The 20,363-nt window shown below is 43.5% G+C and carries 22 protein-coding genes and 1 pseudogene; 18 read left to right on the forward strand and 5 right to left on the reverse strand.

The window, feature by feature from the left end; genetic code table 11:
* Positions 1–137, forward strand: a pseudogene (locus tag B0187_RS10195) (IS110 family transposase); the annotation flags it as partial.
* Positions 138–276: 139 nt separating this feature from the next.
* Positions 277–408, forward strand: a complete 132-nt coding sequence (locus B0187_RS10435; RefSeq protein ID WP_281247601.1) for a hypothetical protein — start codon at positions 277–279, stop codon at positions 406–408.
* Positions 409–760: 352 nt separating this feature from the next.
* On the opposite strand, the gene B0187_RS07330 is transcribed toward B0187_RS10435, so the two are convergent.
* The 4 genes from B0187_RS07330 to plsB all read right to left on the reverse strand — a co-directional run bounded on the left by B0187_RS07330 (position 761) and on the right by plsB (position 5,443).
* Positions 761–1,243: a hypothetical protein gene (locus B0187_RS07330; protein ID WP_078237217.1), complete on the reverse strand. Its 483-nt coding sequence runs from the start codon at positions 1,241–1,243 to the stop codon at positions 761–763.
* Between the two features lie 13 nt (positions 1,244–1,256).
* Complete coding sequence (locus B0187_RS07335; protein ID WP_143413768.1) at positions 1,257–1,961, reverse strand: hypothetical protein; 705 nt, start codon at positions 1,959–1,961, stop codon at positions 1,257–1,259.
* A 229-nt stretch (positions 1,962–2,190) separates the two neighbouring features.
* The gene (locus tag B0187_RS07340; protein WP_078237219.1) at positions 2,191–2,784 is read right to left on the reverse strand and encodes a hypothetical protein; all 594 of its coding nucleotides are present in this window, start codon (positions 2,782–2,784) and stop codon (positions 2,191–2,193) included.
* Between the two features lie 223 nt (positions 2,785–3,007).
* Entirely contained in the window at positions 3,008–5,443 is a 2,436-nt protein-coding gene (plsB, locus tag B0187_RS07345) for a glycerol-3-phosphate 1-O-acyltransferase PlsB (RefSeq protein ID WP_078237220.1), read from the reverse strand.
* Between the two features lie 134 nt (positions 5,444–5,577).
* Here plsB and lexA point away from each other — a divergent pair, with 134 nt between their 5' ends.
* From lexA to B0187_RS07380, 7 genes are all read left to right on the forward strand, one after another.
* Positions 5,578–6,210, forward strand: a complete 633-nt coding sequence (lexA, locus tag B0187_RS07350) for a transcriptional repressor LexA (RefSeq protein ID WP_078237221.1) — start codon at positions 5,578–5,580, stop codon at positions 6,208–6,210.
* 73 nt (positions 6,211–6,283) lie between these two features.
* Positions 6,284–6,955: a DNA mismatch repair endonuclease MutH gene (mutH, locus tag B0187_RS07355; RefSeq protein ID WP_078237222.1), complete on the forward strand. Its 672-nt coding sequence runs from the start codon at positions 6,284–6,286 to the stop codon at positions 6,953–6,955.
* An 85-nt stretch (positions 6,956–7,040) separates the two neighbouring features.
* The gene (locus B0187_RS07360) at positions 7,041–7,772 is read left to right on the forward strand and encodes a TerC family protein (RefSeq protein ID WP_078237223.1); all 732 of its coding nucleotides are present in this window, start codon (positions 7,041–7,043) and stop codon (positions 7,770–7,772) included.
* A 43-nt stretch (positions 7,773–7,815) separates the two neighbouring features.
* Positions 7,816–8,856 carry a beta-N-acetylhexosaminidase gene (nagZ, locus tag B0187_RS07365; protein ID WP_078237224.1) on the forward strand — a complete coding sequence of 347 codons (1,041 nt, stop codon included), beginning with the start codon at positions 7,816–7,818 and terminating at the stop codon, positions 8,854–8,856.
* Positions 8,846–10,036, forward strand: a complete 1,191-nt coding sequence (gene rlmC / locus B0187_RS07370; protein WP_078237225.1) for a 23S rRNA (uracil(747)-C(5))-methyltransferase RlmC — start codon at positions 8,846–8,848, stop codon at positions 10,034–10,036. The genes nagZ and rlmC overlap by 11 nt, the downstream gene beginning before the upstream one ends.
* Positions 10,033–10,698, forward strand: a complete 666-nt coding sequence (locus tag B0187_RS07375; RefSeq protein WP_425432441.1) for a thermonuclease family protein — start codon at positions 10,033–10,035, stop codon at positions 10,696–10,698. The genes rlmC and B0187_RS07375 overlap by 4 nt, the downstream gene beginning before the upstream one ends.
* On the forward strand, positions 10,698–11,897 hold the full coding sequence (locus B0187_RS07380; RefSeq protein ID WP_078237318.1) for an aminotransferase class V-fold PLP-dependent enzyme: 1,200 nt from the start codon (positions 10,698–10,700) through the stop codon (positions 11,895–11,897). Before B0187_RS07375 ends, B0187_RS07380 begins: the two co-directional genes overlap by 1 nt.
* A 45-nt stretch (positions 11,898–11,942) precedes the next feature.
* On the opposite strand, the gene B0187_RS07385 is transcribed toward B0187_RS07380, so the two are convergent.
* The gene (locus B0187_RS07385; RefSeq protein WP_078237226.1) at positions 11,943–12,284 is read right to left on the reverse strand and encodes a DUF5339 domain-containing protein; all 342 of its coding nucleotides are present in this window, start codon (positions 12,282–12,284) and stop codon (positions 11,943–11,945) included.
* Between the two features lie 403 nt (positions 12,285–12,687).
* Between B0187_RS07385 and B0187_RS07390 the strand changes: the two genes are divergently transcribed.
* The 9 genes from B0187_RS07390 to tolB all read left to right on the forward strand — a co-directional run bounded on the left by B0187_RS07390 (position 12,688) and on the right by tolB (position 20,335).
* A complete protein-coding gene (locus tag B0187_RS07390) occupies positions 12,688–14,238 on the forward strand; it encodes a cytochrome ubiquinol oxidase subunit I (protein WP_078237227.1) in 1,551 nt (516 codons plus the stop codon).
* Positions 14,239–14,250: 12 nt separating this feature from the next.
* The gene (gene cydB, locus B0187_RS07395; protein WP_078237228.1) at positions 14,251–15,387 is read left to right on the forward strand and encodes a cytochrome d ubiquinol oxidase subunit II; all 1,137 of its coding nucleotides are present in this window, start codon (positions 14,251–14,253) and stop codon (positions 15,385–15,387) included.
* Positions 15,388–15,398: 11 nt separating this feature from the next.
* Positions 15,399–15,497, forward strand: coding sequence for a CydX/CbdX family cytochrome bd oxidase small subunit (locus tag B0187_RS07400; RefSeq protein ID WP_078237229.1), 99 nt, complete (start codon positions 15,399–15,401; stop codon positions 15,495–15,497).
* Positions 15,497–15,787, forward strand: a complete 291-nt coding sequence (gene ybgE / locus B0187_RS07405; RefSeq protein WP_078237230.1) for a cyd operon protein YbgE — start codon at positions 15,497–15,499, stop codon at positions 15,785–15,787. The genes B0187_RS07400 and ybgE overlap by 1 nt, the downstream gene beginning before the upstream one ends.
* A 142-nt stretch (positions 15,788–15,929) precedes the next feature.
* Positions 15,930–16,325, forward strand: a complete 396-nt coding sequence (gene ybgC / locus B0187_RS07410) for a tol-pal system-associated acyl-CoA thioesterase (protein WP_078237231.1) — start codon at positions 15,930–15,932, stop codon at positions 16,323–16,325.
* Between the two features lie 23 nt (positions 16,326–16,348).
* Complete coding sequence (gene tolQ / locus B0187_RS07415) at positions 16,349–17,029, forward strand: protein TolQ (protein ID WP_078237232.1); 681 nt, start codon at positions 16,349–16,351, stop codon at positions 17,027–17,029.
* Between the two features lie 91 nt (positions 17,030–17,120).
* Positions 17,121–17,558 carry a colicin uptake protein TolR gene (gene tolR, locus B0187_RS07420; RefSeq protein ID WP_078237233.1) on the forward strand — a complete coding sequence of 146 codons (438 nt, stop codon included), beginning with the start codon at positions 17,121–17,123 and terminating at the stop codon, positions 17,556–17,558.
* A 15-nt stretch (positions 17,559–17,573) separates the two neighbouring features.
* Positions 17,574–19,037, forward strand: a complete 1,464-nt coding sequence (gene tolA / locus B0187_RS07425; RefSeq protein ID WP_078237234.1) for a cell envelope integrity protein TolA — start codon at positions 17,574–17,576, stop codon at positions 19,035–19,037.
* Positions 19,038–19,054: 17 nt separating this feature from the next.
* The gene (tolB, locus tag B0187_RS07430; RefSeq protein WP_078237235.1) at positions 19,055–20,335 is read left to right on the forward strand and encodes a Tol-Pal system beta propeller repeat protein TolB; all 1,281 of its coding nucleotides are present in this window, start codon (positions 19,055–19,057) and stop codon (positions 20,333–20,335) included.
* Positions 20,336–20,363: the final 28 nt, after the last annotated feature.

A 20,363-nucleotide genomic window follows, 5' to 3' on the forward strand; every position in this document is an offset into this window, starting at 1 on the left:
TGTTGGCAAGAGGCAAACCCAAAAAAGTCGCCCTCACTGCCTGTATGCGGAAGTTGCTGACCATTCTGAATGCGTTGGTCAAACGCAATGAAAAATGGGATGCTGGCTATCATTTATCCGCAGGGACGGTGGCGTAGATTTTTTAGGGAACACAGTTGCTACCCCCTGCTACGCAGGGTACTTCCCTCGCAGGCAGAGGCAGATTTTGTTTTGTGGAAATTTGAGATCTTTGTTCGTTAGTAAGAGCTGTCTGATCTGCCCCCGCTTGCGGGGGAAGTGGCACGCAGTGCCGAAGGGGGCGAAAAACGTAAAGTCGAGAACGGCAAGCGGTGGGAAATTTTGTGGAAATTGGCAAAAACGCAATGGCGTTCTGTTGAACGCTCTGCATTGCGTTTTTATGTTCGATAAAATAGGCATTGAATAACGAAGGTAGCGATTTTTTGAGTAGAAGCACCGTAATTATTTTTTAAGTGGTGTGAAAGAGATCTTGAAAAGGTGTTGTGGGGAAATGATTTTGTTGGGTGTTGTGTTGATCTATGATGAAATTTAGGGGTAGGGATAAGGTTGTTGGGGATAAGGAAGAAGAGCGTAATTTTAAGGGGTTTTGTGTGCATTTGTTTTTTTGGAAAAGAGGGTTGTTAATAGATAGAGTAAGAAAAGGAATTCTGTTGTTTGTTTAGAAAGAAGTTACCCAAGGGTTGCGGTTGTTTTACAAAAAAGGCGTAGAATTTATTCTACGCCTTTTTGTTTCATTCAGATTTTAATCATTAGGGTAATACTTTATCCCAGTATCAATAGCAGTATTTCGTATATATACGCCATAGCCACCCATATTTTCAATTTTTGCTTTAATCTCATTGTATTGTTGTGGGGTAAACTCATTTCTACGATTGTCTAGTGCAACTTGAAATGTTTTAGCATTTCTAATTAACCCTTTCCCTGTTGCTCTTATTGTGTGTAATAATGCTTTGTTGTAATTTCCCTTTTCAATTTTATCCACTTCCCTAGACAAATAGCGAAGATAACTTACCATATTGTTATCAAAAAATGAGATTTTACCATTTTTAACTTTATTGGTATTTGCTAACATATTCCGATTATTAGCAACAATATTTAGTTCTGTATTGTCAAACTGCTTTTCCAATTTAGGGGTTAATTTAACAGGCGGTGCAAAAGTATCACTTGCATTTGCAATAGAACCAATCAAACTAAATAACATAAAACCTAATTTAAACCATTTCATTTTAAAGTTCCTCTTAAAAAGTTAATTTTTTAGCATTACTAAACTCATTACCTTTATTTTCTTGTCTAAAATTTTGATTTAGCCTTACTTCATTTTTTTGTTTTTCAGAAAGTTGCTCTTCAAACTCTTGAACTTTTTCAAATTTTTCTTGCAATTCAGCATCTTGTGGATTCTGTTTCACAGTTTCCATAATTTGTCTCATTGATTCTTTTTTTATTGCTTTCCATATTTCTTCTTTCTCTTTTTCATTTTCAGAATTTATAAACCGAGTTAAGAAAATTTTAGCTTTATCTGTATTTTTTAGAGCTTCTATCATTGGTTTACCATTAATCCGACTAGCCGCTTCTTCTTTTTGCACTTTATTTTTGCTAGTGAGATTGTTGAATTCTGTTGGTACAGTGGCGTGGAAATCCTCATTTAAAGCATTTAGGGTATAACCAACTTTGCCATTATTATTTTGGTAAATGTTACCGCTTGCACCGTTGTGTTCTCCTGCTTTATTTAACGCATCTACTTTTTCTGTTGGTGTTAAGAAATGGTAATTTTCAGCAAGAAAATGCATTAAGGCATAAAAAGTCATCTGTTTTAGATTAAACATACCTTTTTGAACATCTTTCTTTTTTTGCTCCATTTCATCGTTAATTGCTTGCATCACTTCTCTTGTTAATGGTGGTGGTTTAACGGTTTTATAATCGAAGTGATTGAATAATTTTTTCAAATACACTTCTTTTTGCTCATCTCTTCTCTTAAAATGGTTGCAACCCCTGCCGCCTTCGGCGGGGAATTAAAGGGCTTGCCGTTGCCACGGCAACCCCTTTAATTAATTACAATGGGGCAACTTCGTTGCCGAGGAAAGCCATAAATGGCTTTTTTATCGGCTATTTTTCGAGAAAAATAGCCGTAATGAGCTTTAACAACTACTGTGTTAGGAAATTGTTCGATTCACTTTATTTTTGATGCTTATCATCGTTTTCTTTAATCTTTTTAAGGTTTTTTATTATTAAGTAAATAGGATATATGAATAAGAACAAAGTAATCATAATGGCAACTACTAAACTGATTGTTAGTTTGCAATTTTCTTCTATTCCTATATTTATAAGGTCAATAGTTTGATATGTTGCTCTTCCGTTTGTATAAATGGATATACAGAATGAAATGAAGATAATTATGATAGATATTATGTATGCTACAATTTTATTTAGTAAATCTTTATCATTTATAATTACCCATAGTGAGATTAAAATCACCACATAATAGAATATGATAAGTAATATCATTAATGCACTGTTTATAATTTGAGGAATGTCTGCTTGAAAAACAGAAGCTATGGAATAAATACCTAAAATAGGAAGATAACATTTGATAATAAACATTAATCCAGAAAACCAATTTCTACGTATTTCCTGATATTCATTTGGATTACGCTGAATTGAGTCTTTTAGTTGTGCGTATCCTTGTTTAATATCACTAATAATTTTATTTTTAATTCTAGTGCAAGCACTTTCTTGGGGGTGTTGTTGCTGTATTTCTTGATTTTCCATTGAAATTTCCTTTGTTTAAAATATAGTGAGAGATTTACCTGCTTTGTTTTTTAGGTAAATCTTTGGCATTATAAAAAAAAAAAACACGTCAAGCCCTTGGCGAAATAAATTTTCCAAATGCACAAAAAATGTTCAAAAAGGCTAAGTTAGAGGATTTTGGGAAATAAAAAAAGACGCATTGTTAAAATGCGTCCTTTTATTTTTTTGAGGATCTGACCGCTTGTTAGGCGGTTGGGTTTTCGGTGGTTTCGGCTTTTTCGGTGCTTGCCCCTTGAATGGTGAGCTGCACTTCGAGGGAAATTAGGCTACGCAGAATGTCTTCGGTTTGGCGAACTTTGTTTTCAATCGCTTTGCCCTCTTGGTCGAAGTAGCCTTCGTTTTTAAGGCTGGTGCTGAATGTTGAGAACAGTGCCTTGTCGAAAAATTCTGGCGAGTTGATGCCGTGTAGCACCGAAAGGCGTTGGGCGATTAAACGGCTCTCTTTTTCTAATTCTGCTCGGCTGATTTCTGGCTGTTCGAGCAGAATGTTGAGGCTGATGTAGTAGCGTTGCAGAATTTCACGCACGTTGGCGGCGTGCAGTTGCAGGGTGCGAATGCGTGGGCGGTTGATTTGATACACTTCGCTTTCAAATTTAATCAATTTTTGGCGAGCGAACTCTGCCAAAATGGTTTCTACTTGGGTGCGGATCTCTTCATTTTTAAAATGAAGGAATAATTCCGCTTGTAGGAATGGGTAAATTTGATGGACGGTTTTGAGGATCAGATCTTTGGAAACCGCTTCGTGGTGTAAGATCACGCTTGCGACTAAGGACGGCAACACGAATAGGTGTTGAATGTTGTTGCGGTAGTAGGTCATCAGCACGGCGGATTCTCGGTCGAGGATCATCATTTCGCCGAAGTTGTCTTTTTCGGTGCGAACCCCTGCACGCGGTAGGGTTAAAACGTGTTCGAGCAATTCCTCAGCCGATTCGGTCGGAATGGTAATATCCTTAGAATAAGGCACGGCTTTGAGCAATTCTAAATAGCTGTTGAGTTGTTCGATTAGCAATTCACGGGTTAAGGCACGTTGGCGAGAGGCGAGCAGTGCCGTGCCAACGAGGTTTTTGGCATTGACCGCTGCCGCTTTGTTGATGTTGAGCATTACTTCTTTTGCCACATCATCTACGGCACTATTTAGCCACGTTGGACGACCATCTTCACTTGGGGTTTTCCATTCTGGATAGTGTTGATTGAGGTAATTATTGAGCTGGATCGGCTCGCCAAAATTCACATAACCTTGCCCTAAATTACGCAATTTTTTGATGACGCGTAGCACCAAGCCTGCGTTTTCTTTTTCTTTTTCCGCCCCACGCAGTTCTTTGGCGTAGGTGTCCACTTCTAAAACGTGTTCGTAGCCGATGTAAACTGGCACGATGCTGATCGGGCGAGCCAAGCCACGTTGCAGGGCTTGCAGGGTCATTGACATCATTCCTGTTTTCGGTTCGAGCAAACGCCCCGTGCGAGAGCGACCGCCTTCGATAAAGTATTCCACCGAATAGCCACGGTAGAATAGTTCCGCCAGATATTCACGGAAAATGGTGGAATAGAGGCGGTTGCCTTTGAAAGTGCGGCGAATAAAAAACGCCCCCCAACTGCGGAAAATCGGGCCTGCGGGGAAGAAATTGAGGTTGATCCCTGCCGCAATGTGCGGCGGCACTAAGCCTTGATGATAAAGAATGTAAGAGAGTAAAAGGTAGTCCATATGGCTGCGGTGGCACGGCACATAAACGATTTCGTGCCCTTCCAACGCGAGCTTACGCACACGGTCGCCGTTTTGGACGTTGATCCCTTGATAGAGCTTGTTCCAAAGCCAACTAAGCACACGATCCGCCATTCGCAAACTTTCGTGGCGAACATCGGCGGCGATTTCATTGAGGATCTTTTCCGCCTCTTTGCGTGCTTTTTCTTCGGAAATTTTTTTGTTGGTGGCTTCTTCTTGAATCGCCGTTTGGATTACCGCCGAATTGAGCAATTTGTTGAACATCACTTCACGATCAGGCAGGCGAGGCCCCATTGCGGAATAGCGTTGGCGAGCAAAGTGGATTTTGGCAATACGAGCCAATTTTTGGGCGATTTTTTCGTCTGCACCGTCTTGGGTGAAAATTGAGCGTAAACCTACCGCTTGCGAGAAGCGAACGAAGTTATCACGCCCGAACCATAAAATCGCAATCAGGCGTTGAAAGCCACCTAAAAAGCGTAACGAAGGGGTTTTTTCTTTCCCAGGGGAACGCCCCCAGAGAACGGACGCTGGCACGAGTTGAACGTCTAAATTTTCATCATTATGGTGTAAATCTAAATAACGGTAAAACAGGCTTTCCGTTTCGCTTTTCGCCCCTTTTGATTTGAAAAAACGGCGACCTTCATCTAAGAAAACATAACGAGGCAGAGATTGACCATTGATTTCATTGGGCTGTAACGGATCGGGCAGGTTTAATGCCAAACAGTTTTTTTGAATGATGAGCAGATCCGTTTGCGAAGTGTAGGGTAATACATAGAGGATCGGTTGCAACAAATTAAGGGAAAGTTCGTTAATCGGATCGGCAGGAATTGCACGGGATTTCACGAGTAACGAAAGGGGTAAATTGAGTAATTTTCGGTAAAAATTTAAAAAACTCGCCATATTTTTTCCTATTTTTTGACATTATGTTGGAAACAAGCGGTAGTTTACCACAAAATTTTTGCTAAAAAATTAGTTACAAATCAAATTTTACTGTATATAATACCAAAAATGGATAAATAAACAGAGAGGATAAAATGGCACGCAAACATTTAACGGCTCGTCAGCAAGAAATTTTTGATTTTCTCAAACAGCACATTGAACACACGGGAATGCCCCCAACACGGGTGGAAATTGCCCGTGAGATTGGTTTTAAATCGCCGAATGCGGCGGAAGAGCATTTGAAAGCCTTGGCTCGTAAGGGTTATATTGAAATGCTTTCTGGTACGTCCCGTGGGATTCGGATTTTGGTAAACGATGAGGAAGAAGCGGCAAATGATGAAGGTTTGCCGTTAGTCGGCAAAGTGGCGGCTGGCACGCCGATTATGGCGATTGAACACGTTGAAAATTATTACCCGATCAACGGTGCAATGTTCAACCCTGCGGCGGATTATTTACTGCGTGTGAGCGGTAATTCAATGGAAAATATCGGCATTTATGACGGTGATTTGCTTGCCGTGCATAAAACCAATGTGGCTCGCAATACCCAAGTGGTGGTGGCTCGGGTCGATGATGAAGTAACGGTAAAACGCCTTGAAAAGAAAGGCGAGTTAATTTATCTGCACCCAGAAAATGATGAATTAGAGCCGATTGTGGTTGATCCTCGTTCTAAATTCTTTGAGATTGAGGGCATTGCGGTGGGTGTGATCCGCAGTAACGCGTGGATGTAGCTTTTACAAGGGGTAGGATTTTTTGAAATTTCATCAAATCTCACCGCTTGTTGTGCTTTAAGCCGATGAAACAATGGAATTAGCCACCTTTTCCGCCACCGAACAAGTCCTTTTCGCCAAAGCTCAATGGTTGGCGGGTTTTACCTTGGGTGAAGTGGCGGCGGAATTGAATATCCCTGTGCCACCCGATTTAAAACGAGATAAAGGCTGGGTGGGGCAGTTGATTGAAACGGCGCTAGGGGCGAAAGCAGGCAGTAAGCCAGAGCAAGATTTTGCCCATTTGGGGATCGAGTTGAAAACAATCCCGATCAATCGGCAGGGCGAACCCCTTGAAACGACTTTTGTGAGCCTTGCCCCACTTACGCAAAATCACGGCATCACTTGGCAAACTTCCCACGTTCGGCACAAATTGCAACGGGTGCTTTGGATTCCCGTTGAGGGCGAGCGACAAATTTCCGTGGCGGATCGCCATATCGGGCAGCCGATTTTGTGGTCGCCAAGCCCCGAGCAGGAACAGCAATTACAGCTAGATTGGGACGAGTTAATGGAATTGATCGTGTTCGGGCGGTTAAACGAAATTAACGCCACCCTCGGCGAAGTGTTGCAGTTACGCCCGAAAGGTCGAAACAGCAAGGCTTTGACAAATGCGATCAATGCAGACGGTGAGCAAATTCAGAGTTTGCCGTTAGGTTTTTATCTGCGTAAATCGTTCACCTCACAAATTTTACAGAGTTTTTTACGCTAGCCCCCTTTAATTTTCGGCGTTCTCTCGCTATGATGTGCAACTTTTTACGGGATCGGCTACGGCTGAATTTTTAAAGGATTTCCTTATGTTTGATTGGATTGCAAATCCAGAAGCGTGGGTGGCGTTAATTACCCTCGCTGGGCTTGAAATTGTGTTGGGTATTGACAACATCATTTTCATCAGTATTTTAGTTTCTCGCTTGCCAGAACATCAACGCCAATCGGGGCGGATTATCGGGCTAGGTTTAGCGATGGGAACTCGGATTTTATTACTGCTTTCCCTGTCGTGGATGATGAAATTAGTCAATCCGCTATTTATGTTCGCAGGGCAAGAAATTTCAGGGCGTGATTTAATTTTAATCCTCGGTGGCTTGTTCTTAATCGTGAAAAGTGCAATGGAATTAAAAGAAGCGATCAAAGGCGAAAGCGAAGAAGAGAAAGCCGAGCAGAGCAAAAAAGCGAGCTACTTTTTAACTTTAATTCAAATTGCGATTTTAGATATTGTGTTCTCGTTGGATTCGGTAATTACCGCAGTAGGAATGGCAGATGATATTCCTGTAATGGTAATTGCAATTATGATTGCCGTAGGGGTAATGATGTTTGCGGCTAAACCAATTGGCGACTTTGTGGAACATAATCCAACCATTAAAAACTTAGCCTTGGCGTTCTTGATTTTAATCGGCTTTGCGTTGGTGGGCGAGGGCTTTGATTTGCACATTCCAAAATCAGCAATTTACACTGCAATGGCGTTCTCGCTGGTGGTGGAATTATTGAACATTGTGATGAGACGCAATCAAGCAAAAAATTCGGCGAAATAATCGAAAGCCCTTGATCTTCAAGGGCTTTTTAATAGGGGGAAATATGTTACTGATTGATATTAAAGGTCAAGAATTGACCGTTGAAGAACAAGAGATTTTGTCGCATCCGTTGGTGTCTGGCTTGATTTTGTTTACCCGCAATTTTCACGACCGTGAGCAAATTCAAGCCTTGATTAAATCCATTCGCCAACGGGTTAAAAAACCGTTGTTAATTACGGTAGATCAAGAGGGCGGACGGGTGCAGCGTTTTCGTGAGGGATTTACCCGCTTGCCTGCAATGCAATCTTTCCTAAAATTGGGCAAAAATCCGCAGGAACAGCAACATTTCGCCAAAGAGAGCGGTTGGTTAATGGCGGCGGAAATGTTTGCCCTCGACATTGATTTAAGTTTTGCCCCCGTTCTGGATTTAGGGCATTGTTGTAAGGCGATTGGCGACCGTTCGTTCGGCGAACAGCCTGAGGATATTCTGCCGATTGCGGAAGCCTTTATTGACGGAATGTTGGAAATGGGAATGGCGACCACGGGCAAGCATTTCCCAGGACACGGACACGTTATCGCCGATTCGCATTTGGAAACGCCGTTTGATGATCGCCCTCGTGAGCAAATTTTCAGCCACGATATTCAGCCGTTCCAACAGTTGATCGGCAAGGGCAAGCTATCGGCGATTATGCCTGCTCACGTTATCTACACCCAATGCGACAGCCAACCCGCCAGCGGTTCGCACTATTGGCTGAAAGAGGTGCTACGCCAACAGCTCAATTTTAACGGCGTGATTTTCTCGGACGATTTGGGAATGAAAGGGGCAGGCTTTATGGGCGACTATGTTGAACGTAGCGAAAAAGCCCTTAACGCAGGTTGCGATTTGCTACTGTTGTGCAACGAGCCAGAGGGCGTAGTGCAAGTGTTGGACGGCTTGAAATATCAACCAACCGAAGCCCAGCAAGAACGCCATTTATCCCTAATGAAGCGTAAATCCTTCTCGTGGCAAGAATTAGAGCGTAGCCCTCGTTGGCAAGCGATGACCCAACAGCTTTCAGCCTTGCAGGATCAATGGTTGGAATGGAAAGCCCAAAATGCAGCATAGCGAGCAGGGGGCAAGGCTGATTTGCCCCCATTTTGAGGCGAAGCGTTGCACCTCTTGCCAATGGTTAGATCAGGATTATGCCAACCAAATCGATGCAAAAACGGCGAACATCAAGGGGTTGCTTTCTGAAAAATTTTCCGAAGAACAATGGCAACCGCCGATTTTTTCGCCGTTGGCAGGTTTTCGCAACAAGGCAAAAATGGTAGTGTCGGGTAGCGTTGAACGCCCGATTTTGGGGATTTTAACCGATCCCAATGATCCGCAAAGTGGTGTGGATCTCTGCGATTGTCCCCTTTATCCGCCGAGTTTTGCCGAGCTTTTTCCGATCCTCAAAGATTTTATCGGGCGGGCAGGCTTAGTGCCTTACAATATCGCCAAGAAAAAGGGCGAGTTGAAATATATTTTGATTACGGAAAGCCGTTACAATCGGTCGCTGATGATCCGTTTTGTGCTAAAAAGTGAGCTAAAACGACCGCTTGTTGAGCGGGAATTGCCCGCTTTTTTAGCCAAATTGCCAGCGGATTCGGTGGTGAGTTTGAACATTCAGCCCAACCATTCGGCGGTGTTAGAGGGGGAAACGGAAATTTTCCTCACGCCACGCAAGGTGATTGAAGAACGTTTTAACGGCGTGCCGTTATTTATTCGTCCGCAGGGCTTTTTTCAAACCAACCCAAGCGTAGCGAGCCAACTTTATTTGACTGCTCAACAGTGGGTTAGCGAATTGCCGATTGTGCATTTGTGGGATCTCTTTTGTGGGGTGGGCGGATTTGGCTTACATTGTGCCAAAGCCTTGCAAGCCAAAAATCCTGCGGTAACTTTAACGGGGATTGAAATTTCCCCCTCGGCGATTGCGAGTGCGACCCAATCCGCTGCCGCCTTAGGCTTGCAAAATGTGCAGTTTCAATCCCTCGACTCGGCACAATTTGCCTTAAATAGTGAACAAAAAACGCCCGATTTGGTGATCGTCAATCCACCTCGGCGAGGCATTGGCAAGCCATTAGCGGAATTTTTGAACGAACTCGGTTCGCCCTATCTCATTTATTCAAGCTGTAATGCGGAAACAATGGCGAAAGATTTCGTTTCGCTCACTCGCTATCGCCTGCGAAAAGTGCAGTTGTTCGATATGTTTCCCCACACGGCACATTATGAAACCTTAACCTTATTGGAAAAAATCTCGTGAAATATCTGAAACGGCTTTTAGCGATTTTTTTGATTATCTCACCGCTTGCAATGGCGGTTGAGCGGGAATTGAGCTGTAAAGTGGTGGGAATTAGTGATGGCGATACTCTCACTTGCTTGAAAGATAAGGCTCAAATCAAAGTGCGGTTGGTGCATATTGATGCCCCTGAACTGGCTCAACCCTTCGGGCAACGAGCCAAGCAAGCCCTCGCCAGCCTTGCTTTCAAAAAGCAAGTTACCCTTGCGGTTACGGGTTACGACAAATATCAGCGTATGTTGGCGGTAGTGTATGAATCGGGCGACAATCTGAATTTGAAATTGGTCGAGCAGGGAATGGCGTGGGCGTATCGCCAAACCCAGCCGATTTATCAACAAGCCCAAGCCAACGCCCAAGCTCAACGGGTGGGGTTGTGGCGAGATCCGAATCCTGTTGATCCCGCTGAATGGCGTAAATTGAAACGGGATCAAATGGAAAATCGCCAAGTAACAAACACCCAGCCGACTTCGGCAAATTTGAATTGCCAAGTCAAACGCAGTTGCCGTCAAATGGCGGATTATGAACAAGCGGTGCGATATTTTAAAATTTGTGGCTGGCAGGAATTGGACGGCAATGGGGACGGCATTCCGTGCAATAAACTTTATCGAAAAGCACAACAAAGATGATGATTAACCAACAATTTCGTGCAAATTTCCCTTTCTTTGAGCGATCCCCCGAATGGGTTTATCTCGATTCGGCGGCGACCACCTTGAAACCGAAGGTGCTGATTGAGGCAACCAACGATTTTTACTGTTCGGCAGGTTCGGTGCATCGCAGCCAGTACGATTTCGCCCAAACCCAAGCCTATGAAAAGGCACGGGATTTGGTGGCAAAACGCTTTAATGTGGCGAGTCGAGAAAATGTGGTTTGGACGAGTGGCACGACTCACGCGATCAATTTGGTGGCGAATGGGATCGAGCATCTGCTACAAGAAGATGATGAAATAGTGATCACGGTGGCGGAACATCACGCCAATTTTATTCCGTGGCAGCAGCTTGCGGAACGCCGTCAAGCTAAGTTGATCGTGTTGCCGTTAGATGAAAATGGTCAGATCGATCCTGCGTTATTGCGAGATCGCCTTTCGGATCGCACTAAGATCGTGGCGTTTCATCTGATCTCAAATGTAACTGGCGTGCGACAGCCTGCGGAAGCCCTAGTGAAATTGATCCGCCAATATTCGCCAGCAATGGTGCTGATTGATATGGCACAAGCGGTCTGTTGTGAGGCAGTGGACGTGCAACAAATCGGGGCGGATTTTTATGCGTTCTCGGCACATAAGATGTATGGACCGACTGGGGTGGGGGCGTTGATTGGCAATGAGGCGAAATTAGCCGAAATCCGACCCCTTGTTTATGGCGGAAAGATGTTGAAATCGGTAAGCGAACGCCACCTTGAATTGGCGGAATTGCCCTATCGGTTAGAGGCTGGCACGCCGAACATTGCGGGTATTATTGGCTTTGGCAAGGTGTTGGAATGGTTGAATGGTTGGGATTTTGTAGCGTTAAATCAATCCCTTAAAACCTTGTTGGACTATGCTTACAAGCGGTTAGATTTTCTCGAAAATGTGCGAATTTTAGGGCGAAAAGCGTATTTAACCAGCACCATTAGTTTTGTGGTGGACGGTATTCATCATGCGGACATTGCGGCGATAATGGCGGAACGCCAAATCGCCCTGCGTAGCGGCGAGCATTGTGCTAAGCCCTATTTACGTTATTTATCGCAGGCTGGCACGTTGCGAATTTCGCTGGCTCATTATAATCAGCAGCAGGATATTGACACTTTTATTGAGGCGTTGATTTTTGCGATAGATTTATTGAAAGAATAAATAAAAAACCGAGTAATTAACTCGGTTTTTTTATTTGAAATTGAATTAGTAGCGTTTAACCAAATCATTCAAGGCAACTAAGCCTTTATCGCAACTTTTTTGTTGCATTGCCACATCAAGTTTTAAAATTTGTTGCTTGGTGCTAGACAGTTTGGTTTTCATTTTTTGCACAAGGTTGCTGTGAGTCCCTGGTTGTCTTGCAGCTTCGGCGATCAATTTGTCCGTTGCGTTAAACAGTTGTTGGCACTGTTTTGGAGCTGCTTGGCTTTTGCTGGTGCTAGGTTTAGCAATGGCAAGCGACGAGGTTTTGACATTTTTCGCCAACGCATTTTGCCCGATCAAGGCGGTGCTGAGTGCAATCGTAATCGCTAAAATCTGTTTTTTCACGACAATTATCCTTATGTTTTTTCGATTGATTTCGAATGGTTGATCGGAAAATTTTCGGGATTCTAGCAAAAGCGAAACGGTCTGTCATCGGTTTTGTGAGGTTTTGCGATCTTTTTTGATCCTGCCTATTTTTTAGGGAAAAAATGAAATTGTTAATAAATTGTTATCTTAAAGTAATCGTATTTTTAATAATGGGAATAAATCACAAAAAAATTAAATTTTTTCTTCCAAAATGTGAAATTTGACACAAATTTACTGTTTTTTATTTAGGCTTTTGAGAGTAAAATGCAACGCTAACGTTTTTAGGTTATGTTCTTGTTGGGCGTAAGTTAAAAGCGAGTTATTTGGGGTGATTACTTTCGGTAATCAATAATTTTCAGGCTAAGTAGAAAAGAGGTTTGAGATGTTAGACGTTGTTGAACTCTCTCGATTGCAGTTTGCTTTAACTGCCCTTTATCACTTCTTATTTGTGCCATTAACATTGGGTCTTTCTTTCGTCCTCGTGGTGATGGAAACCCTTTATGTAACCACGGGTAAAGAAGTGTATAAAGATATGACTAAGTTCTGGGGTAAGTTATTCGGTATTAACTTTGCCTTGGGGGTAACGACTGGTATTACAATGGAATTCCAGTTCGGAACAAACTGGTCTTACTATTCCCACTATGTGGGCGATATCTTTGGTGCACCATTAGCGATTGAAGGCTTAATGGCGTTCTTCTTAGAATCTACCTTTATCGGTATTTTCTTCTTTGGTTGGGATCGTTTATCAAAAGGTAAACACTTACTAGCAACTTACGCAGTCGCGTTCGGTTCTAACTTCTCAGCAATGTGGATTTTGGTGGCAAACGGTTGGATGCAAAACCCTGTTGCCTCAGAATTTAACTTTGAAACAATGCGAATGGAATTGACAAGTTTCTCAGAACTTTTCTTAAATCCAGTTACGCAGTCTAAATTCTTACACACCGTAACCGCAGGCTATACTTGTGGTGCGATCTTCGTGTTAGGGATCAGTGCTTACTACATCTTAAAAGGTCGTGATCTTGGCTTTGCGAAACGCTCATTCTCTGTGGGTGCGAGCTTTGGTTTAGTGGCGATCATCTCTGTATTGATTATGGGTGATGAATCAGGCTACGAAATCGGTAAAGCACAACCTGTGAAATTGGCGGCAATGGAAGGGGAATTTGAAACCCACCCAGCCCCAGCTGCGTGGAATGCGTTCGTGATTCCAAATTCGGCGGAAATGAAAAACGAAACGGCAATCTCTATCCCATATATGGCAGGGATTATCGCCACCCGTTCTTTCGACAAAGAAATCAAAGGTTTGAAAGATTTGCGTGCGGAAAACGTACAGCGTGTGCGTAACGGTATCGTGGCTTATGGCTTACTCGAAAAATTACGTTCAGGTAACTACACCGAAGAGGATAAAGCGGCGTTCAAAGCGGTGCAAAAAGATCTTGGCTTTGGTTTATTGTTAAAACCATATACCGATAAAGTGGTGGACGCAACGGAAGATCAAATCTTAAAAGCGGCAGCGGATACCATTCCAAACGTAGGTCCAACATTCTGGGCATTCCGTATTATGATGCTTTCAGGTGGTTTGATGTTATTGTTAATCGGTATCGCATTCTTGAAAAACTTGCGTGGCACGGTGCAAAAACACCCAATTTATTTAAAAGCCTTATTATGGGGTATTCCATTACCGTGGATTGCGATTGAAAGCGGTTGGTTCTTGGCGGAATATGGCCGTCAGCCGTGGGCAGTTTATGAAATGTTGCCAACGGGCGTAGCGAACTCTGCATTAACTACGGGCGAGCTTTGGTTCTCAATCGGGTTACTTTGCGGTTTATATACGCTCTTCCTCGTGGTGGAAATGTATTTAATGTTCAAATACGGCAGACTTGGCCCAAGTGCATTAAAAACAGGTCGTTACCACTTTGAGCAATCTGCGAAATAAGAGGATTAGAAAATGATTGATTATGAAATTCTACGCTTTATTTGGTGGGTTTTAATCGGTGTTTTATTGATCGGCTTTGCGATTACTGACGGTTTTGATATGGGGGTAATTACCCTATTACCTGTGATCGGTAAAAGCAACGTGGAACGCCGTGTGATGATTAACTCAATCGCCCCACACTGGGACGGTAACCAAGTTTGGTTATTAACCGCAGGCGGTGCGATCTTCGCTGCGTGGCCAACGGTTTATGCAACGGCATTCTCTGGTTTCTTTATTGCGTTAATTTTGGTGTTAGCGGCGTTATTCTTCCGCCCAGTGGGCTTTGAATATCGTGCGAAAATTGACGCTCCAAAATGGCGTAATGCGTGGGACTGGGGCTTGTTCATCGGTGGTTTCGTGCCGTCATTGGTGTTCGGAGTGGCATTCGGTAACTTGTTACAAGGCGTACCGTTTGAGTTCAACAACATCAACCAAGTGAAATACACAGGCTCATTCTTCGGCTTGTTAAATCCATTCGCCTTATTATGCGGTGTCGTGAGCTTAATGATGCTGACCACCCAAGGTGCAACTTGGTTACAAATGAAAACTACGGGCGATTTACGCAACCGTGCAAGAAATGTGGCACAACTAACCGCTATCATCACCCTTGTGGCGTTCGTGTTAGCTGGCGTGTGGATTTACTTCAAAGAAGGCTTCGTGATCACCAGCCAAATCGACCACAACGCACAATCTGTTTTCACTAACAAAACCGTTGCGTTAGAAACAGGTGCGTGGTTCAAAAACTTCATCGAAATGCCAGTATTGTGGGTAATTCCTGCATTAGCGGTCGTCGGTGCGTTATTAACCGTGGTAAGTTCAAAAGCAAACCGTTCTGGTTGGGCGTTCTTCTCGTCTTCCATTATGCAAACGGGTGTTATCCTTACCGCAGGTGTGGCAATGTTCCCATTCGTAATGCCATCAATTTCAAACCCAGCAATGAGTTTGACGGCGTGGGATTCAACCGCAAGCCAATTCACCTTAACCGTAATGTTAATCGTGGCTTGTATCTTCGTGCCAATCGTATTGGGTTACACCATTTGGACTTACATCAAAATGTTTGGTCGTCTTGATGCGAAATTCATCGAAGACAACAAAGCAAGTCTATACTAAGGAGAACAACAATGTTTTATGTAACTTGGGTATTAGGCGTTTTGCTTGCCATTCTTTTTGCGACAGTAATTACTATCAGCATTGAGAAAACAGGTAAATTTGACGAATAATGATTCGCTCACTTTATAACTTCACTGCAAAGGGCTTGCTACAAGCCCTTTCTTTTATCCTCGCCACCTTTTTATTTGGCTTTATTTTGCTCAATTCAAGCGTTTTCGCCCAGCATTTTGGCGGAAAAGTGCCGTATTTAGCCTTATTAGCCTTTTATGGAATGGCGATTTTATGGATTCACGGCATTGGTTTTACCATTCGTTCTGCGGTTTGGCAGCTCATTTTCCTGCCGATAAGCGGTTACATTCTCGTGATTTTTTCCATTATTTACCTTTACATTTCAAAATAGCGTGGCGAGCCACGCTTTTTTATTTTCCTCAAAAAATATTTTTTCCAACCCCTTGCATAACCTTTTCGCACTCTCTAAAATGCGTAAGTTTTTTACGCCTAAATTTTAGGCGTTTTTCAATAAAATAGGCTGAATAACAACGATGGATTTCCCTATCAGAGTTTATTACGAAGACACCGATGCAGGTGGCGTGGTTTATCACGCAAACTACATCTGTTTCTTTGAGCGTGCAAGAACCGAATTTTTACGGCAGGGCGGATTTTCACAACAATTCTTGTTGGCAAATCAGATTGCCTTTGTCGTCAAAAACTTAGCGATTGATTACAAAACGCCAGCTCGTTTAGATGATTTATTAACCGTTAAAACGGAAATAAAAGCACTTAAAAAAGCCAGTATCGTCTTTTTACAGCGTTTGTATCGAGGCGATCTCTGTTTAAGCGAAGCAACGGTTACTGTTGCCAGTGTAGATTTAACCAAAATGAAGCCGATCGCCATTCCTGCCGATATTCAGCAAATGCTCGCTTCATATTTAGCCTAATTCTTATTCATTCGGAGTTTTTAATGGAAAATCAATTTAGCCTAGTGTCGCTCTTTATGGAAGCGAGTATCGTGGTTAAGATTGTTATCTTAATTCTCATTGCGTTCTCGATTTTATCGTGGGCGGTGATTATTCAGCGTAGCGGCGTTCTAACCCGTGCCAAAAAAGCCTCAGAGGCGTTTGAAGATAAATTCTGGTCGGGCGAAGATTTGCACCGCTTGCATCAAGGCTTAGATAACCGCCGTGAAGCGTTAAGCGGTTCAGAGCAAATTTTCTATGCAGGTTTTAAAGAATTTACCCGCTTGCAACAAGTGAATCCAGATGCCCCAGAGGCGATGATTCAAGGCTCAACCCGTGCAATGCACCTTGCGTTAAACCGTGAAGTGGATGGGTTGGAAAGCTATATTCCATTCCTAGGCACGGTGGGTTCAATCAGCCCATATATCGGCTTATTCGGGACGGTTTGGGGGATTATGCACTCATTTATGGGATTAAGTGCGGTGAAACAAGCGACTTTACAATCTGTTGCCCCAGGGATTGCCGAGGCATTGATCGCCACGGCGATCGGCTTATTTGCTGCGATCCCAGCGGTAATGGCATACAACCGTTTGAGCTTGCGTGCGAGCAAGTTAGAACAAAATTACGCCAACTTTATTGATGAATTTACTACGATCTTACATCGTGAAGCCTTTGCGAAGAAGTAAGCAAGCGGTAGGATTTCTGCAAATTTAGCAATTTCATAAGATCTGACCGCTTGTTGTCAGATCTTTTACTTATTCATTTTAAGAGGAAAGTATGTCTTACCGTCGTCGTAAACGTAATGACATTAAATCTGAAATCAACATCGTGCCATTTTTGGACGTATTATTAGTGCTTTTACTGATTTTTATGGCAACCGCCCCGATTATCAGCCAAAGTGTTGAAGTTGAATTGCCAGAAGATAAACATAGTCAATCGGTTTCTAACGAAGATAAAACCCCTGTGATTCTCGAAATTTCAGGTGTTGGCTTATACAAATTAAAAATTGACGGCAACTATGTGCAAGGTGGTCAAGAAAACTTGACGGAACAGGAAGTGGTTGCCTATGCAGGCGAGGCGTTTCAAAAGGATAACAACACCCTTTTCCTCGTTGCTGGGGGCAAAGAAGTGCCTTATGAAGAAGTGATGAAAGGCATTACCTTATTAAAAGATGCGGGCATTAAATCAGTCGGTTTAATGACCGAAGGCAAATAATGGCAAGGATCGGGCGTGAAAACGAAGAACGATAGACTAGAACTTGCGGTGATTGCCTCAATCCTGTTGCACTTATTGCTGATTGGATTGTTGTTGCTTGGCTCGCTTTTTACCAAAGTCGAATTACCCTCGGCGGGCGGTAGCGGTGGCAGCAGCGAGGATTTTGAGGCAGTAATGGTCGATACGGGGCAAGTGGCGGCGGAATATGGACGGCTCAAAGCAGAAAAGCAAGCCAACCCTAAGCCAAAAGTCGAACAGGAAAAAGAAGAACCTGTGCCTGACGAGCCAGAACCTGAACCAGCCCCTGAACAGCCGACCAAAGCGGAACAACAGTTGGCGGCTCAACAACGTTTAGCTCAACTTGAAAAACAGAAACAAGAAGAGAAAAAACGTGAAGAGCAAAAACGCCAGCAAGAAATGGCTAAACAAGAGCAATTAAAGCAGGAACAAGCGAAGCAAGAGCAAGCGAGACAAGAAAAAGCTAAACAAGAGCAGTTGAAAAAACAGCTTGAAGAAGATGCAACGCGTAAAAAAGCCACCGAAGCTGCTCGTTTGAAAGCCGAGGCAGAGGCGAAACGTTTAGAAGCGGCGGCAAAGCAAGCGGAACAAGAACGTAAAGCCAAAGAGGCGGAAAAAGCTCAACAACAAAAAGAGGCTGAATTGGCTCAAAAACGTGCTGAACAGAAAAAGCTAGAAGAGCAAAAAGCTCAAAAAGAAGCGAAAGAAAAAGCAGAAAAAGAGGCGAAACTCAAAGCGGAAAAAGAAGCCAAATTGAAAGCCGAGAAAGAGGCAAAAGAAAAGGCGGAAAAAGAAGCTAAACTCAAAGCCGAAAAAGAAGCGAAATTAAAAGCGGAAAAAGAGGCAAAAGAGAAGGCAGAAAAAGAAGCGAAACTAAAAGCCGAAAAAGAGGCAAAAGAGAAAGCGGAAAAAGAAGCCAAGCTAAAAGCTGAGAAAGAAGCCAAAGAAAAAGCTGCTGCCGAAGCGAAAGCGAAGGCTGAAAAAGAGGCGAAAGCCAAAGCAGCTGCGGAAGCAAAAGCTGCCGCAGAGGCAAAAGCGAAAGCAGAACGTGCTAAAAATAACAAAGCCCTTGATGACTTTTTGAGTGGCGGCGATATTGGTGGTGGTTCAAGCAAGGGCGGAAATAAAAACTCTGCGGGTTCGCAGGGCGATGGTAATGCGAAAGGGGTTGGCAATAGCAAGGGCGTTGCAGACTCAAATTACGAGCGGTTAATTAAGCAAAAATTATCTCGGACTTACCGTGTTGATCCAAGTTTTGCAGGGCGTGAATGTCGTGTTCGGATCAATCTTGATCCAAACGGTAACATCGTTACTTATGATGTAATGGGTGGTCCTGATGATATCTGCCGAGCGGCGGTGTCAGCGATTACCACGGCTCGTAATGTACCAAGAGCACCAAATGAAGAAACTTATAATAGATATAAATCGCCTATTATTCGTTTCGGTTTGAAAGTTCAATAACAACCAAGAGGTTAAAAATGAAGTTAAAATCTCGTTTAACGAGTATGATTAGCCTTGCCGCACTTTTATTAAGTGGCGTGGCGAAAGCGGAAAGCGATGTGGTGATTTCGGTCGATCAAGGGGTGAGTATGGCTCAACCTATCGCCGTTGTACCATTCAAAACCAGTGGCGGTGTGCCTGCGGATGTGGGGCAGATCGTTGCAGATGATTTACGCAATAGTGGTAAATTTACCCCTGTTCAAAGAAATAAATTGCCTGCTCAGCCAGCTTCTGCCGCAGAAGTTAATTCTCAGCAATGGACAGATATTGGCGTTGATACCGTTGTCGTCGGTCAAGTGAGTGCAGCAGGCGGTGGCTACAATGTGGCTTATCAATTAGTGGATACATTAAGCAACCCAGCAGCGGTTATCGCCCAAGGCTCATTCAACGTGCCTGCGGCTCAAATCCGCCAAGGGGCTCACACCGTGAGCGATCAAGTGTTTGAGAAATTAACCCAAATCCGTGGGGCATTTAGAACCAAAATTGCTTATGTGGTACAACGTGGCACAAATTCTTACGAATTGCGTGTGTCAGATTATGACGGCTTTAACGCTTTCACCGTGGTGAGCAGCAAAGAGCCGTTGATGTCGCCAGAGTGGTCGCCAGACGGTTCAAAATTGGCGTACGTTACCTTTGAAAACAAAAAATCACAGGTGGTGGTACACGATCTTCGTTCAGGATCTCGCCGTGTAATCGCTGCCCTCAAAGGGCATAACGGCGCACCAGCATTCTCGCCAGACGGTTCACGCATTGCGTTTGCGTCTAACCAAGACGGTGCATTAAACATCTATGTGGTAGGGGCAAGCGGTGGGAATCCGTCAAAATTAACGGCGAATGCAGGTAATAACACCGAACCAAGTTGGTCGCCAGACGGTAGTTCAATCTACTTTACCTCAGACCGTGCAGGTTCGCCGCAGGTTTATCGAATGAGTGCATCGGGTGGCGGTGCAAGTGCTGTGGGGGGCAACCGTAGCTATAATGCGAAAGTATCCTCAGACGGCAAGAATTTAATCATGATTTCAGGTGATAAAATTGTGAAACGTGATCTCGCTTCGGGTGGCACAGAAGTTTTGAGCTCAACGTTTTTGGATGAAAGTCCGAGCATTTCGCCTAACGGAATTATGGTTATTTATAGCTCTACCAAAGGGACGAGCAAAGTGCTACAATTGGTGTCCGCAGATGGTCGTTTCAAAGCGAATTTGCCGGGAGCAGGTGGACAATATAAATTCCCTGCGTGGTCACCGTATTTGACTAAATAATTTTTATCTTATCTCTTAGGAGCAAAAA

Source organism: Haemophilus paracuniculus (assembly GCF_002015115.1).
Lineage (GTDB): Bacteria > Pseudomonadota > Gammaproteobacteria > Enterobacterales > Pasteurellaceae > Haemophilus_E > Haemophilus_E paracuniculus.